The 14,809-nt window shown below is 36.7% G+C and carries 12 protein-coding genes; 10 read left to right on the plus strand and 2 right to left on the minus strand.

Annotation, left to right across the window (positions count from 1 at the left end):
• Positions 1 to 71 precede the first annotated feature (71 nt).
• From A379_RS12835 to rmuC, 9 genes are read left to right on the plus strand one after another with little or no spacing between them, the layout of a single operon-like run.
• Positions 72 to 1,676, plus strand: coding sequence for an ExeA family protein (locus A379_RS12835; RefSeq protein ID WP_051145162.1), 1,605 nt, complete (start codon positions 72 to 74; stop codon positions 1,674 to 1,676).
• Complete coding sequence (mshL, locus tag A379_RS10245; protein WP_040727909.1) at positions 1,666 to 3,393, plus strand: pilus (MSHA type) biogenesis protein MshL; 1,728 nt, start codon at positions 1,666 to 1,668, stop codon at positions 3,391 to 3,393. Before A379_RS12835 ends, mshL begins: the two co-directional genes overlap by 11 nt.
• A gap of 13 nt (positions 3,394 to 3,406) precedes the next feature.
• Complete coding sequence (locus A379_RS10250) at positions 3,407 to 5,254, plus strand: tetratricopeptide repeat protein (protein WP_040727913.1); 1,848 nt, start codon at positions 3,407 to 3,409, stop codon at positions 5,252 to 5,254.
• On the plus strand, positions 5,255 to 6,940 hold the full coding sequence (locus tag A379_RS10255) for a GspE/PulE family protein (RefSeq protein ID WP_040727915.1): 1,686 nt from the start codon (positions 5,255 to 5,257) through the stop codon (positions 6,938 to 6,940). It begins immediately after the preceding gene.
• 13 nt (positions 6,941 to 6,953) lie between these two features.
• Positions 6,954 to 8,156 carry a type II secretion system F family protein gene (locus tag A379_RS10260; protein WP_040727916.1) on the plus strand — a complete coding sequence of 401 codons (1,203 nt, stop codon included), beginning with the start codon at positions 6,954 to 6,956 and terminating at the stop codon, positions 8,154 to 8,156.
• A 2-nt stretch (positions 8,157 to 8,158) separates the two neighbouring features.
• On the plus strand, positions 8,159 to 9,730 hold the full coding sequence (locus tag A379_RS10265; RefSeq protein ID WP_040727917.1) for a hypothetical protein: 1,572 nt from the start codon (positions 8,159 to 8,161) through the stop codon (positions 9,728 to 9,730).
• Positions 9,714 to 10,367 carry a hypothetical protein gene (locus A379_RS10270; RefSeq protein ID WP_040727919.1) on the plus strand — a complete coding sequence of 218 codons (654 nt, stop codon included), beginning with the start codon at positions 9,714 to 9,716 and terminating at the stop codon, positions 10,365 to 10,367. Before A379_RS10265 ends, A379_RS10270 begins: the two co-directional genes overlap by 17 nt.
• Positions 10,368 to 10,391: 24 nt before the next feature.
• Complete coding sequence (locus A379_RS10275) at positions 10,392 to 11,009, plus strand: hypothetical protein (protein ID WP_040727921.1); 618 nt, start codon at positions 10,392 to 10,394, stop codon at positions 11,007 to 11,009.
• Positions 11,006 to 12,484 (plus strand): DNA recombination protein RmuC, encoded by a 1,479-nt coding sequence (gene rmuC / locus A379_RS10280; RefSeq protein ID WP_040727922.1) that lies wholly within the window; start codon positions 11,006 to 11,008, stop codon positions 12,482 to 12,484. Before A379_RS10275 ends, rmuC begins: the two co-directional genes overlap by 4 nt.
• Before the next feature lie 70 nt (positions 12,485 to 12,554).
• Here rmuC and A379_RS10285 read toward each other — a convergent pair whose 3' ends face one another.
• Positions 12,555 to 13,013 (minus strand): GNAT family N-acetyltransferase, encoded by a 459-nt coding sequence (locus A379_RS10285; protein ID WP_157832366.1) that lies wholly within the window; start codon positions 13,011 to 13,013, stop codon positions 12,555 to 12,557.
• 30 nt (positions 13,014 to 13,043) lie between these two features.
• On the opposite strand from A379_RS10285, the gene A379_RS10290 reads away from it, so the two are divergent.
• Complete coding sequence (locus A379_RS10290) at positions 13,044 to 13,652, plus strand: tRNA-uridine aminocarboxypropyltransferase (protein ID WP_040727925.1); 609 nt, start codon at positions 13,044 to 13,046, stop codon at positions 13,650 to 13,652.
• 19 nt (positions 13,653 to 13,671) lie between these two features.
• Here A379_RS10290 and A379_RS10295 read toward each other — a convergent pair whose 3' ends face one another.
• Complete coding sequence (locus A379_RS10295; protein WP_040727926.1) at positions 13,672 to 14,802, minus strand: glycosyltransferase family 2 protein; 1,131 nt, start codon at positions 14,800 to 14,802, stop codon at positions 13,672 to 13,674.
• Between the last annotated feature and the right edge of the window lie 7 nt (positions 14,803 to 14,809).

A 14,809-nucleotide genomic window follows, 5' to 3' on the forward strand; every position in this document is an offset into this window, starting at 1 on the left:
GGCCAAAAAGTGATATAGTTAAATTTTCGTATTAAATTTTTGTACAATAAGTTTTTAATTGGTAATTTTAGATGTATCGTCAATACTTTGGTTTAAATTCTTTACCGTTCAAAACGACCCCAGACTTAGAGATGTTTTATAAGCAGGGTTCCCGTCAAGAAATTTTAGAAGCTCTGTTATATACGGTTACCCGTGGTGATGGTATTGTAAAGGTTACTGGTGAGGTTGGAAGTGGTAAGACAATGCTTCTTAGATTGCTTGCAGATCAGTTGCCTGATGATTTTGAAGTTATTTATATTAACTCCCCTAATCTATCTGCTAAGGATATTGTTCTTTATATTTCTGAAGAGCTCGGGATTGACCTTGATGGAAAATCTCAAAAATTTACTATTGTTAACGAGTTAAAAAAAGAACTTTTGAGAATACATTCCATTGGCAAAAAAGTAGTTATGTTAGTCGATGAAGCCCAATCTATGACTTTTGATGCTTTAGAGGAGTTGCGTTTACTCAGTAATATAGAGACTGATAGGGATAAGTTGTTACAAATGGTTCTATTTGGTCAGCCTGAATTAGATAGAGCGTTAGAGCATGAACAAATAAGGCAACTCAAGAGTCGTATTAGTTACAGTATTTACGTCCCACCTCTTATCGTTTCCGATGTACAAGCTTATCTTAATTACAGAATGCGTAAAGCTGGTTACGATGGTTTAGATGTTTTTAACCTTAAAGTTTCTAAGCAAATACAGAAGCTAACAAATGGTTTACCTCGTAATATTAATATTGTGGCTGATAAGGTATTGATGGCAGTTTTTAGTTCAGGTGATAAATTTGCAAAAAATATGCATTTACAAGCACTACCCGATCTAGAAGGCATACCGAATAATTACAGCCTTAAAACAAGTTTGTCCTATATTCTTGCTATTACTTTGGTTTTGGTAACCAGTATTCTTTTGTATTTTTTATATCAACAAAATAGCTTAAATATTAATTCAGATCAAAGTATGAAGCCTGTTCTTAATTTAGAATCTAAAAAATCTACCCTAGAGCATTCAAGTTCTTCTAATCAAACGGGTATGGCTGAAATAAATGTCGATCATAGTTTAAAGTCTGAAACTGGTGGGTTTGATAAGAAAACAGTTTTTAGTGAAGGGAGTGTATCCAAGCCTGAGTTATTAGAGAATAATAAACAGAGCGGTTCGCTAAACTTCGATAAAGTACCAGTAATCAATCACGATAGGGATACAGCCGATTTATTTGATTATAAGATAAAAAATCCTGATGCAATTGTTGGAAATCCAGCACAATTAAACAAAATTCTCAGATATCATAAAGAGGCAAGAAATTGGGTTTTGAACGTTGGCAGCAATTATGCCATCCAGTTATCGACTAGACATATACGTAGTTTAGATTCTACATTAAAATTTTATAGTGGTTTAGGAATGGACCTCGACTCTATACATATATTGGTTGATTATAATAAGAACGTAGATAAGTTTAGATTGAAGGTTTTTTATTTATCGTCTTCTAAATTTTCGGAACTAAGTACAAAGATTGATGAACTGCCTCAGAAAATGCGTACATCAAATCCTTATATAGCAAGGATAGACCAGTTGGAACAAAATTTGCGTTATACTGAAAAAAAATTAGAACAAATTGGAATAGTTCATGAATACTAAAGTCAAATCTATTAGCTCTGTTTTATTTGGGCTTGTCATAGTTGTTAATTTTACGGGCTGCCAAGAATCGTCTGTAAAACGTGACCCTATTGCGCCTCCTGTATCGGAAAAACTTGCACCAAGTGGTCATATACAACCAAAAGCGCATGTAGAAGACCTAGTGCCTAATAGCTCGTCTATACCAAGCTTAACAAACAGTAGTATTCCTAAACTTCCACCGTTGAATGGTTTGGGCTCTCAAGATAATTACTCTATTTCTGCCGTTAATGTTCCTGTTGGTGAATTATTATTTAAGCTAGCTAAGGATGCTGGTAAAGAAATGGATATTTATGCAGGTATTCAAGGTAACGTTACAATCAACGCTATTAATCAACCATTAGAAAGTATATTGGAACGCATATCTGATCAAGTAGGATTTATGTTTGAAGTAGATGCTCAAACAATGAAGATTAAACCTGATTTTCCTGAGTGGCGTAACTATAATGTTGATTATGTCAATATTAAGAAGTCTAGTAAGGACATTATTGATATGAAAATGACGGTTTCTAGTTCAACGGGAACATCAACAGGAAGTGGTTCAACTTCAAGCTCTACAAAAGTAACTGTCGATTCTGAACATGACTTTTGGAAGAACCTAGAAAAAAATATTCAATTATTAGCGCAACTAGATCCTAATGCCAATAGAGTCATTCTTCCTCAGCAACCAGATGGTGGTCAACCGAGAGGTACACCTCAGCCTGCTTTGTCCAGTGTTTCTCAAAATACTGTAATTAATCCAGAAGCAGGTGTTATTTCAGTCTACACAACATCAAATAAGCACAAGTCTATAAAAAAGTATATTGATGAAGTGAGTTTGCGTGCCCAACGACAAGTTTTAATTGAGGCCACAGTGGTTGAGGTTGAACTGAATGATCTCTATCAGGCTGGAATAAACTGGTCCTTTTTTGGCGATAGAGCTTTCGGAAACGATGGAGGATTGAGTATTTCTTCACCTTTTTCTGGACCTAGTGACGGTTTCTCTATTGATACACTTGATAGTACAGGAACTCCTGGAGCGGTTATAAGCGGGGATTGGAATATTTTAGCTAATTTAAAGATGCTCAAACAATTTGGTGACACAAAGGTTTTATCTAGCCCTAAAATAATGGCGATTAACAATCAAACGGCACTATTGAAAGTTGTAAACAATGTTGTTTATTTTACTGTCGAGGTTACTACAACGGTTGGGACAACAACGACCGCAGGTACGTCTACTTATGAAACTGAGATTAATACCGTACCAGTAGGTTTTACCATGAGCGTTACTCCTTTTGTAAGTGAAGAAGGTGATGTAACCTTAAATGTTCGTCCTACTATTTCAAGTATTGTTGAATATCTACAGGATCCAAATCCGTCACTTGTTGACTCTAATGGCGATAAAATTCAGAGTTTGATACCTGTTATTCAAGAAAAGGAAATGTCTTCAGTTTTAAGACTTAAAGATCGTCAAACGGCTGTAATCGGTGGGCTTATTGAAGATAAGAATGTGAATGACAAAACTGGACTTCCCTGGGTAGGGGATGTTCCAGTTTTAGGTGATTTATTTTCAGTTAGATCGAACTCGACCAAGAAAACGGAGTTAGTTATATTTATTAGACCCGTTATTGTAAAAAATCCAGATGTTGATAATGGTGATTTGACTTCTGTTAGCCGATTTTTGAAAACAAAAACATACTAAAAGTGAATTTACAGTGAGTGTATTGCTTGATGCTTTAAAAAAAGCAGCAGAAGAAAAGAAAAATGCTGAGAAATCTGCTGTTGAGGGGGGAAGTGTAACTGAAAAACAATCACCTTTACTAACCCCTGTTGAACCTGAGTTAGAAGTTACAAGTGATGGTGATTTACAAAATGAATCAAGTAGTGATAATCAACATGGTGAATTACCAATATTTAATCTCAAAATTGAAGCTGATGATTTAGATACTTTTGAAAATATAGAAGATGAAGCTGCAAGTCAGCTTAAAGATGAACAAGATGAAAGTCTGCATGTTCCAGAAATTCAATTGGCCGTGGAAGACAACAATAAAAATGTTGAAAATGGTAAAGAGGCGGTTCATGAAGAGATAAAAGATTTTGACTTAGTCTCATTAATAGATTCTTTAGATGTCGATGAGGTAGCTGAACCAAAATCGCAGGGTTTGTCGATTTCTAATGTCAACAAATCTAATCAAAACGCCATGACACTTGAAAGTCATTTAGAATCAAGTTCAGATATTGTTGATTTGACAGGCGATGATAAAGCAGATTCACTAGACAATGATTCAATTCAGAGCGATGACTTTTCGTGGGGCATGGATAACCTTCCTGCTTATACAGACAGTCAAAGTAACGAAGTTAAGAACCAAGCAAGTTCACAACCTGTTAATCCTGTTCTCCTTAATACGGGAGAAACGTCAACTAATGCGAATAAAAAATATGCGACTTCATCTCGTATTATTGTTAGTCTTGTTGTTATATTGTTATTTATTGGTATTGGGTTCTATGGAATGCTCTATTATCAAGAGCAAAATGAAAACTTAGAACGAAGCATGAGAAAATATAATCTTTCCAAGATGCCATTACCTCAAAATCCTAATTCCCCCGTGCCGAGTAAGCCTATAGAAAACTTTGAAGAAGTTACACCACTAAATGTTGTATCGAATAAAGTAATCGAGCTTGGTAAGTCTTTAAAAGAGTCTGTTGAATCGAATGTTATTGAACCTCTAACAACCGATTCACATAAAACTACATCCCCTGTTGAAAAAATAGAAAAGAATGATTTACAACTAGTTGAAAATAAAAACCCAGCTGCTGAATTTTTGGACAACAAAAATAGGGTTTCAACAAAGTCATTGAATGACAATCCTGTACGCGTTGCTAAGAAGAGTGTGAATGTTGTTCAAGTGTCCCCATCAAATAAGGTCGCTAAATACCAAAGCCCAGCAACTCAAAATAGAATTGTACTGACTGGTTCGAGAACTTCTGATATTGGGAAAGCCTATTCAGCATATAGCTCTGGGGATTATGATAATGCGGAGAGGTTATTTGCTAAAACTCTGAGTAAAGAACCTAAAAATATTAATGCATTATTAGGGCTTGGCGGGATTGCTGTAGCACAAGGTAATTACCTTGTAGCTATAAATTATTATCAAAAAGTTTTAGATATTAAACCTAATAACCTGTACGCGTTTGAGGCGATTTCAAACCTCTCTGGTCATCTTGAATTAAATAAATCATGGGAATCAGAACTTCGTGATATGGCTCTGAAATATCCTAATTCTGCTGTGTTGCAATATGCTCAAGGTAACTTGTATGCAAGACAAAACGACTGGTTGTCAGCCCAACAAAGTTATTTTCAAGCTTATGCTTTAGAACCTGGTAATCCTGATTATATGATGAACTTAGCGGTTAGTTTTGATCATCTAGGTAAATATGCTATGGCTTCACAGTATTACACCCAGGCTTTAGCTTTTGCTGATAATACTAAGGTCAGTTTTGATAAAAAACGTGTTAAAGACCGTCTGATTTCAATTCGTCAGTTTATTGTTAAGGGTCAATAGATGCAGGTTCCAATGCGTCTTGGTGAAAGATTAGTTCAAGAAGGTCATATTACACCTGACCAGCTAAGTATTGCTTTAACAGAACATAAAAGAAATGGCCAGAGACTTGGTGAAATTCTTGTTTCTATGGGGTTTGTTAAAGTTGAGATTATCAGAGAGGCCGTCGGTTCATACGTAGGCTATGCGTCCATGAGTTTAAAGGAGGTTGTTCCTGACCCTAAAGCGCTTTCTCTTGTGTCAGAAACCTTTGCTCATAATTATCAGATAATGCCAATTAGTGTTAAGGATAATGCGTTAAAAGTAGCCATGTCCAATCCTGGCGATATTTTAGTCTTAGATAAATTAAGACGTCATCTACAAAATCCTAATATTCAGGTTCATCCAGTTCTTGTTGTTGAATCTGAAATTCAAAATGCCATTGATAATTACTATGGTTATGAACTCTCAATTGAGGGAATTCTTAAAGAATTAGAAACAGGCAAAGCTGATATAGCTTCAATATCTTCTAATAATGAATATTCACAGCCAATGGTTCGTTTAGTAGATAACTTACTGACGGATGCAGTGAAACGAAATGCTTCAGATATTCACTTTGAACCAGAAGAAGACTATATTCGGATTCGTTATCGTATTGATGGCGTTCTTCAAGAAATACGTTTACTTCATAAGATGTTTTGGTCAGGCCTGGTTGTTAGATTAAAGGTCATGTCTGAACTAGATTTGACCGAGCAAAGAATTCCGCAAGATGGCCGAATGTCGTTAATTGTACATGGGCGAAGAATCGATTTCCGTGTATCTTCTCTTCCTGGAACTCATGGTGAAAACTTTGTGTTGCGTATATTGGATAGAGAAAAGGGGATTGTTCCATTAGATGCCTTAGGCCTAGATAAAGATTCTTATGATGAATTAAAAATCATGATGGGACGACCAACGGGGATTTTACTTGTTACTGGACCTACGGGTTCTGGTAAAACAACCACCTTATACTCTATTTTAAATGAATTAAATGATATAGGCGTTAACATTATGACGCTTGAAGATCCCGTTGAATACCCTATGTCTTTAATTCGGCAAACACCTGTTAATGAAGAAATAGGAATGGGTTTTGCCGCAGGTATCAGAGCGTTATTAAGACAAGATCCAGATATTATTCTTATTGGTGAGATTCGTGATGCCGAAACTGCTGAAATGTCGATTCGTGCTGCAATGACAGGCCATCAAGTATTTGCCACTCTCCACACGAACTCAGCTATTGGTGCGATTCCCAGATTGCTAGATATTGGTGTTTCTCGCTCAATTATGTCAGGTAACTTAATTGGAATTGTGGCACAACGATTAGCAAGAAAGCTTTGTAAGCATTGTAAAGAAGCTTATGAACCAGAGGAATTTGAGAAACAGTTATTATCAATTAGTGACGGTGAAGAGTATCATCTTTATAAAGCCAAGGGGTGTGATAAGTGCAATGGTGTAGGTTATAAAGGACGTTTAGCCGTTTTGGAAACCTTACGATTTACATCCGAGTTGGATGAGCTTCTTTTGGAGGGAGCTTCTCAGCATGCTTTATTAGATAAAGCGATTGAAAATGGTTTTTCGACCATGGCACAAAGTGGTATTCGTTGGGTAAAGCAGGGAGAAACGACATTAGAAGAAATCAGTCGTGTCGTTAACCTGACAGAGCTCTTATAAGTAGGAATTATGAATGCAAAATTATAATTATACTGGAATCAATAAGTATGGAAAGCGTGTCACAGGTGTTTTACCTGCGGCAAATGAGCAGGAGCTTGAACAAAAGTTAATGAAGTCACGCATAGATTTATTAACGTACAAGAAACAGTCTGAAGGTTTTTCTCTACTAGGCAAACCAAAAATTACTAGAAAAGATGTTATTGGTGTTACTTTTCAGTTAGAACAGTTATTACGAGCTGGTGTACCGCTTCTAGAAATTATTAACGACCTTAAAGACAACTTTGAGAGTGATGCGGTTAAAGAGATGCTGGCAAACGTCTATGAGTCTATGGAAGGAGGCGCAACGTTTTCAGAATCACTTAGAAACTTTGAAGATGATTTCGGTGAGGTATACATTTCACTTGTTTCTGTAGGTGAGAAAACGGGTCAATTAGAAGATATACTTCTAGATTTAGCCAATATGTTGAAATGGGAAGATGAACTCGTATCAAAAGCTAAGAAGGTGATGATTTATCCTGCAATTGTTGCAACAGTAGTCATTGGTGTCGTTATTTTAATGATGTTATTTGTTGTTCCAGAATTATTAGGTTTTATTACCTCTATGGGTGGAGAACTTGGTTTTGCTACGATTGCACTGATTGCGACATCTGGCTTTATTCAAAATTATATATTAGAGATATTTATTGTTCCAATTGTACTCATCTTTATTTTAAAGACCTGGCGAAAACAGTCACCAGAGTTTAAAGTTAAGACAGATGAAATGACACTTCATCTTTGGATTGTTGGTCCTGTTTTATATAAATTGAAATTAGCCCGTATTGCTAATTCACTTGCTGTTATGTACGGTGCTGGGGTGAGTTTTCCGGATAGTTTAAGGATGGCTAGCGTTATTGCAGGAAATAAATATCTTGAAGGTAATATTAACCAAGCTGTTAGAATGATTGAAGAAGGAAAGCCCATTTTTGAATCCTTTGATGAGGCAACCGTCTTCCCGCCAATGGCAGTAAGAATGATTAAAGTAGGTGAGTTAAGTGGTGGAATGGACACTGCTTTAAAGAATGTTAGTTATTTCTATGACCGAGAAGCCAAAGAGTTGATTGATAAAATTGAGCCGACCATTGAACCCATCTTAACGGTGGTTATGGGGTTTGTTGTTGGCTGGGTAATGATTGCGGTCCTAGGGCCTATTTATGACACGATTGCACAGGTGCAGTAAGCATGAAATATGTTTTTTATATTACAGATAGTGGCGTTACGGCGTATAACAACTCTGCTTCTAGTCATAAAAATAGTGAATCATTCGACTGGAATGACGTTGCATTAATTGATGCATATCTTTCTACGATGCCTGAGAAATCAGAAGCGGATGTTATTCTTGATTTGGTTGATGAAGATTTATATTTTGAGTGGGCACCAAAAGTACATCCTTGGGAAAAATCAGGAATTGCTTCACGTCGTAAACAAAGACTTCATCAAGACACGGTAGCGCTTTCAGAAGTACACTGGACTGGTACAGTACAAACAAGTGCAGATGGTCGTAAAGAGGAGTTAATACTCTCGGCAACGGTTACCGATTCATTTAATTTAAGTAGTTTTTTAGAAAGCTTAGAAGAAGCTCAAGTTGTACTTAAAGCAATTCATTCAAAAGCATTTTTACTTGAAGATTATTTTCGGAAAAAAGTACGACCTTATTTAAAATTAAAAAGACAAGACTTAAACAAGCCCTTTTTATTAGTTAGCCGTCAATCAAAAAATACTTTTAGACAAACGTTTTTCTATGGTGGTGAACTTCGACTAAGCCGTTTAGTAGAAATTGATAAGAGTTATGATGATCTTGAGAGCGTACGTCAAGCATTAATCAACGAAACCAAGCTTGCAATTAGTTATGTTTACAATCAGAAGATTGTTCCTTTTAACAGTCCAATTGGTTATGTATTTTTAGATGGTGACCAGCAGATGCTTGACGGCATCTTAGCTAAATGCCAGGAAGAAGGCTTAATTAGATCAACATGGGAAGAGGCTGAATACTTTGTAGGTGTTGCAAATTTTAGAAAGGTAACTCCTAATGGTTTAAATTGTAAGAGAGAACATTCCCCTTGTTTTTCACAGCAAGCTTCAGTAGATTTTGCTTTTAGTGATAAGCCTAAAGGCTTTTACCGAAACAGTTACGTTAATAAAATTAATGCCCTTGTCACAGGACAGAAAGTTTTTATTGGTGTCAATATTTTATTGTTTTTGGCGGGGATTTATTACGTCTTAATAACAGGTATCGATACGGTTGTAAGTTTACAAAAACAAGCAATGCTTGAACAAAAAATTGTTCAACATGAGACTGAAAAGCAACGATTACAAGAAGTGGTTAAGCTTCAGGATGACGCCCAACAAATTAAAGCTTCTGTAGAGTTTTCTGAAGCGATTTTAAAACTGAAAGTGAATCGATTAATTAGCTTTGATGTAAATGCATTAAGTCAGGTTTTTGGCCATCATAATAATATTCAACTCTCCAGTATGGATTGGAAAACCTTAGATCGATTTGATAGTCGACGTAATCAAATTGATATTAAAGCTTGGGTCTACCCTTTTTATGAGACCTATCATGACCCTGTTATGTGGGTGGACGCTTTTGTTGCCGAGTTGAATACCATTGCTGGTATTGAAATGGTTCAGCTGCAAAAAGAACCACTAAATAGACAATTGAGTCAAACCTTATCCATTAATTCTAAAATGGGTAATGTTGATGCCTTACCATTTACTGTAACGTTGAGAGTCAAAGATGCTGAACCTAAGTAGTACAATAAGGGATCCACTCGTCCAACGCTTTTTTAAAAAGCTAGTCATCATACTGGTGATTCTTATCGTTTTACTTGTGGCGTCTTGGTATGGATATGGAGAAATTCAAAAAGAACTGGCTGCACAAGAAAAGCCTAAAATTCAAAAACTCAATTCATTAAAAAGCCAGGTAAAATTTCTTCAACAGCAGGTTAAGCTGTATCAAGAGTATGGTGATAAATACCAGGAGCTTGTAAAGAAAGGCTTGGTAAAGCAGCAAGACCGAGTTTTTTGGACTGATTCATTAATCAGGTTAAAGGACGAATATATTATTCCCGATTTGAGTTTTTCTTTTTCGGCAGAAAAGCCTTTAAGTAGCGGACAATTCACTAAAATTAAAATTCCAAATGGCATGTTTTTTTATAGTGATGTGAAATTAAAAATGTCACTACAACATGAAGAGGATTTGGTTCGAGTATTTGAAAGCATTAGTCAAAATATTTCCCCATTATATTTGGTTCATAATTGTGATCTTAAACTAAAAGACGCTAGCCATGATATTAATGCGAACTTTGATTTAACAACGGGAAATGTGAATGCAAATTGTTCCTTGATTGTCTTCCATACTCATCAAAGCACCGCAAAAAAGGCTCTATAAAAGAGTAGGTATAAGGTATCTCATATGATTAAAGGTAATGTAACATTTCCAGTTTTACTTGCTGTGGGACTGATGAGTTTGAATTCGATAAGTTTAGCTGCGTCTCAGGATGCGGCGATTGAAACTTTTCAGGTACAGAACAACCAAGTTACGCCACTTTTTAAAACACTCTTTTTGAGCCAAGAAGAGCGAATGCGTATCGACAAGCAGCGTGAAGCTTATTTAAATCCGCCTGTCAAAGAACCAGAAAAAGTGATTACTAAAGTCGAACCTAAAAAAGGTGACGGTAAACCCAAGAAAAAACGCATCTATATTCCACCTCTAGTGGCTATCTCTGCTGTTATTGTTAAGCCTGATGGTTCTACCATAATTCGTGTTAACAACAAGTACGATAAATCTCCTTCTAAGCACATTGATATTGATGGTTATAATGCCAATATTGATGGTGTTCCGATTACCGTTAATGGTAAGACTCAGCTTGTGCCTGTGGGTTCAACGTTATTAACGCGTAAAAATAAGTTAATTGATAGCTACAAATTAAAAGCACAATCACGTCAAAATGCACTACCAAAAACGGAACAAAAAGCGGTTAAAAATAGACTTGATGAAGTTCAAATTTTAAATGCTAAACCCACAGAATGATTATTGATCTATTTACTTTAACGCTTATAGGTTTGGCTGTAAGCGTCTTGTTATTGCTATTTTTATGGCGTTCAAACCATCAAAAACATCAACTTTTAACACTTCAATCTAATGAACGTTCATTGCTAGAAACGGAACTGCTAACAATTAATAGTCAGTTTCAAAACTTATCATCTAGTCATTCTGAGCTAGAGAAAAGAATAGAGTCTAACCGTATTCAGTTAGATGAACTTCAAGAGATCAAAGGTCAAGCCGAACAATTATCTAAGCAGCAACAGTTGCTAAATTCACAATTAACAGAAAAAGAGCAGGCTTTAGAACGACTACGTGATCGACTAATGGTCAGTGAATCCCAGGTCGCTGAGCTGACGGTGACTTTAGAAAAAGAGCAGGAACAATCTAGTGAAAAGCTCGCGTTGCTTGAGTCGGCAAAAAAACAGCTAGCCGATGAGTTCAAAGTACTTTCTAATCAAATTTTTGATCAAAAACAGGCGCAATTTACTCAGAGTAGCCAATCTACGATTGAAGCTGTTTTAAAACCTATGCAGGGAGCCTTAGACGCTTTTAAAAGCCGTGTTGAACTGGTTCATAAAGAAGATCTAGAAGGCCGTGCTAGTTTAACGGAACAGCTAAAGCAGTTGCATTCCTTGAATTCTCAAATGACTGCAGAAGCGCAAAATTTGACTCAAGCCCTTAAAGGCGACAGCAAGACCCAAGGGAATTGGGGAGAACTAATTCTAGAACGTTTACTAGAGCGTTCTGGCCTTACTGAAGGGGTTGAGTTTGAACGTGAGAAGAGTTTTACGGATGAAAGCGGCAAACGGTTTAGGCCAGATGTCATCATTAATATGCCCAATGATAAACATGTCATTATCGATTCTAAAGTCTCTTTAGTTCATTATGAACAAGCACTCAATGCGGATGATAAATCGGCTCAGGCAATTGCAACCAAAGCACACTTGTCTAGTTTACAAAGACATATTGCCGCTCTTGCTGATAAACGGTATGACCATTTAGAGCAGTTGCATGCACCTGACTTCGTATTAATGTTTGTACCTGTTGAGGGCGCTTATCTTATGGCGATTGAGACCGATAGCCGAATTTTTGAAGATGCCTTTGAAAAACGGGTTGCGGTGGTTACGCCAACAACTCTATTCACCACCTTGAAAACCATTGAACAACTTTGGCGTTATGAACGACAAAGTGAAAATACAGTTAAATTGATTAAGCGCGCAGCAGAAGTGCATGATAAGTTTGTTGGCTTTGTTGAGAGTTTTGAAAAGGTCGGTAAGCAACTACAAACCGCGCAACTGACTTATGAACAATCACGTAAACAGATGATTTCGGGGCAAGGTAATTTAGTAAGACAGGCTGAAATGTTAAAGTCTTTAGCTGGTAAAACCAAAAAAGAGATTCCAACGCATCTTTTAAATGAAGCTGAAATCACTCAACTGCCAGATACCGATGACCAATAAGAAAGAGGTTATGTTTATAGAACTTACCAGGCCTGGTAAGTTTTAAATAGTGTTTATTTAAATTGCATTTTTAATTTATGATTTTTACTAAGCATAGCCAATTCTTTCCCTGCTCTTGAGCATTACTGTACTTCTGTTTTAAGCTTTGCGGCAATGCACTTTTATCTATAATTTCATATTTATTGTGATTATAAAAATGGGCTAAGTGCGGCTCTGCAAAAGCAAATAGAGATTTGGTTTCAAATTGATTTTTCTGGCTTTGTAATATTTCTAATAAAAGTTGCGATGCAATGCCTTTGTTACGCCAAGGTTCTTGAATATATAACCCTCTTAGCCATAGAGCATCTGCTTGGTCGTCAATTTTTAAAAGTCTTGCAAGGCCAATAATTGATGTGCCTGCACGAACCAAATAAATAATATCATCACGATTGGGTGAATGGGTGTTGTTACGTTTTAAAAAATGTTTAATTTCGTAAAACTCTTCACTATTTGCAATGCTAAAGCTTAGATCGTATTTTAATAAATTCATTTTGATTAACTTCATAAAGCCCGTTTTTTTATGTCTAGAGCCGTTTGTCAAACCTGTGGTCGACCGCAAAAAGTCTGTATATGTGACTTTATTCAACCGATAGAAAATTTGGTTGAAATTGGCATTCTACAGCACCCTAGTGAAGTAAAACAAATCAAAGGTACAGCATTAATCGCTCAGCTCTCATTAAACCGTTCGCAGTTTTGGGTTGGTGAAGATTTAGCCGAGTTACCAGGCCTGGTAGATTGGTTAAAAAGTTCGCCAAATATCTATTTACTCTACCCAGAAATAGAGAACCAAGAAGAAGCTTATTCATCATTTTATATAGAAGAGGTCGTGAAAGTTTTAGAGCCTTTAAATGGCGTAGAGGCTATTAAGGTTTTGGTATTGGATGGGACTTGGCGCAAAACCTTTAAAATCATGCAGCTCAATCCTCAATTACGTGCGTTAAATCGTATTGAGTTGAATCCCGTTTTAGAATCAAAGTATCGGGTGCGAAAACAGAGAGATACAAAATCACTTTCTACCGTAGAAGCCATTTATGAAGTGCTGTCACAGTTAGAGAGTAATGCTGAAAAATATCAGCCTCTGTTGGATGCATTTGATTTAATGCAAAACCAGCAACTGGCTTTTAGGTAAAGAGGAAAGTAAACGTCTATTATTTTTTACTTTTGGGCTGTTCTTGCTGTTTTTCGTGGTCAACTTCTTCTCTTAATTTTTTAAAGATAAACAGGTTTGAAATTGAGAAGTTAAAGCCCATGCCCATCAAGACACCAATAATCAACGCTAAAATCATATGTTCTTCAAAGAAAGGCACAAATTTGGTAAGGGTGTAATAGGTTCCGTAGTTCACCGTAAAGCCAAGTAAAGAACTCGAAGCAAACGCGCCCCATTGAGTGGACTTTTTGGTTTTTTCACGATGACTAAAAGTGATGGTACGGTTCAGCATCCAGTTCCACGTGACAGCTGGCCAAAAAGAGATCGCTCGAGCAACAGTGTGGGACGCACCAAACATCTGCAGAATTAAGTAGAATGCTAAATCAACAATAAAGCCACTGGCTCCCACAAAAGCAAACTGAAAAAATTCCGCTTTGGTTTGAAACTTATACTGATACAAACGACGTAAATGGCGTAAATATTTAAGCTGCTCTTTTAAGGTCAGTTTAGATTCGCCATGCACTCTGTCAACAAAATGAATAGGCACTTCTGATACTGTTGGGAAATCACCTTTAACCATGACCTCTAAGGCGATCTTATAGCCAATTGGCGATAAGTTATGTTCATTAGGAAGGTCAGCCTTGCGAACCGCAAAAAAACCTGACATTGGGTCTTTTACTTGTGTAATCGGTAATGCTGGGATAGTTGCAACTACCGAGTTGATATAACGCCACAAAGTCCAGCTGTCATCAATGCTACCGCCTTCAACATAACGAGAACCCAACACAAAATCACTTTCGCCATTACGAAGTTGCGCAATCATTTTTGGAATCGCCGTTGCAGGGTGAGAAAGGTCGGCATCCATTACCACCACAAAGTCACCCTTGGCCTCACCAAAACCGTCAATCACCGCTGGTGATAAGCCACGATTTTCAGTGCGAGTCACAATACGAATTGGGTATTGGCTTTCTAGTTCAGCCACTTTTTCAATAGAGCCATCTTGAGAGTTATCATCCATAATGATGATTTCATAACTCTGTTCTCCAGCCTCATTGAGTGCAGATTGAATCATCTCACTAAGAGGAGCTAGATTTTCTACTTCTTGATAAGTAGGAACAATAATCGATATCATGGTTTTT

It is taken from the genome of Thiomicrorhabdus sp. Kp2, from assembly GCF_000478585.1.
In the GTDB taxonomy this organism is placed as follows: Bacteria; Pseudomonadota; Gammaproteobacteria; order Thiomicrospirales; family Thiomicrospiraceae; genus Thiomicrorhabdus.

Excerpts from the sequence above, each read along its gene's own strand:
- A379_RS12835 (WP_051145162.1), top strand. The coding sequence starts at position 72 with ATGTATCGTCAATACTTTGGTTTAAATTCTTTACCGTTCAAAACGACC.
- mshL (WP_040727909.1), top strand. The coding sequence starts at position 1,666 with ATGAATACTAAAGTCAAATCTATTAGCTCTGTTTTATTTGGGCTTGTC.
- A379_RS10255 (WP_040727915.1), top strand. The coding sequence starts at position 5,255 with ATGCAGGTTCCAATGCGTCTTGGTGAAAGATTAGTTCAAGAAGGTCAT.
- A379_RS10260 (WP_040727916.1), top strand. The coding sequence starts at position 6,954 with ATGCAAAATTATAATTATACTGGAATCAATAAGTATGGAAAGCGTGTC.
- A379_RS10265 (WP_040727917.1), top strand. The coding sequence starts at position 8,159 with ATGAAATATGTTTTTTATATTACAGATAGTGGCGTTACGGCGTATAAC.
- A379_RS10270 (WP_040727919.1), top strand. The coding sequence starts at position 9,714 with ATGCTGAACCTAAGTAGTACAATAAGGGATCCACTCGTCCAACGCTTT.
- A379_RS10275 (WP_040727921.1), top strand. The coding sequence starts at position 10,392 with ATGATTAAAGGTAATGTAACATTTCCAGTTTTACTTGCTGTGGGACTG.
- rmuC (WP_040727922.1), top strand. The coding sequence starts at position 11,006 with ATGATTATTGATCTATTTACTTTAACGCTTATAGGTTTGGCTGTAAGC.
- A379_RS10285 (WP_157832366.1), bottom strand. The coding sequence starts at position 13,013 with ATGAATTTATTAAAATACGATCTAAGCTTTAGCATTGCAAATAGTGAA.
- A379_RS10290 (WP_040727925.1), top strand. The coding sequence starts at position 13,044 with ATGTCTAGAGCCGTTTGTCAAACCTGTGGTCGACCGCAAAAAGTCTGT.
- A379_RS10295 (WP_040727926.1), bottom strand. The coding sequence starts at position 14,802 with ATGATATCGATTATTGTTCCTACTTATCAAGAAGTAGAAAATCTAGCT.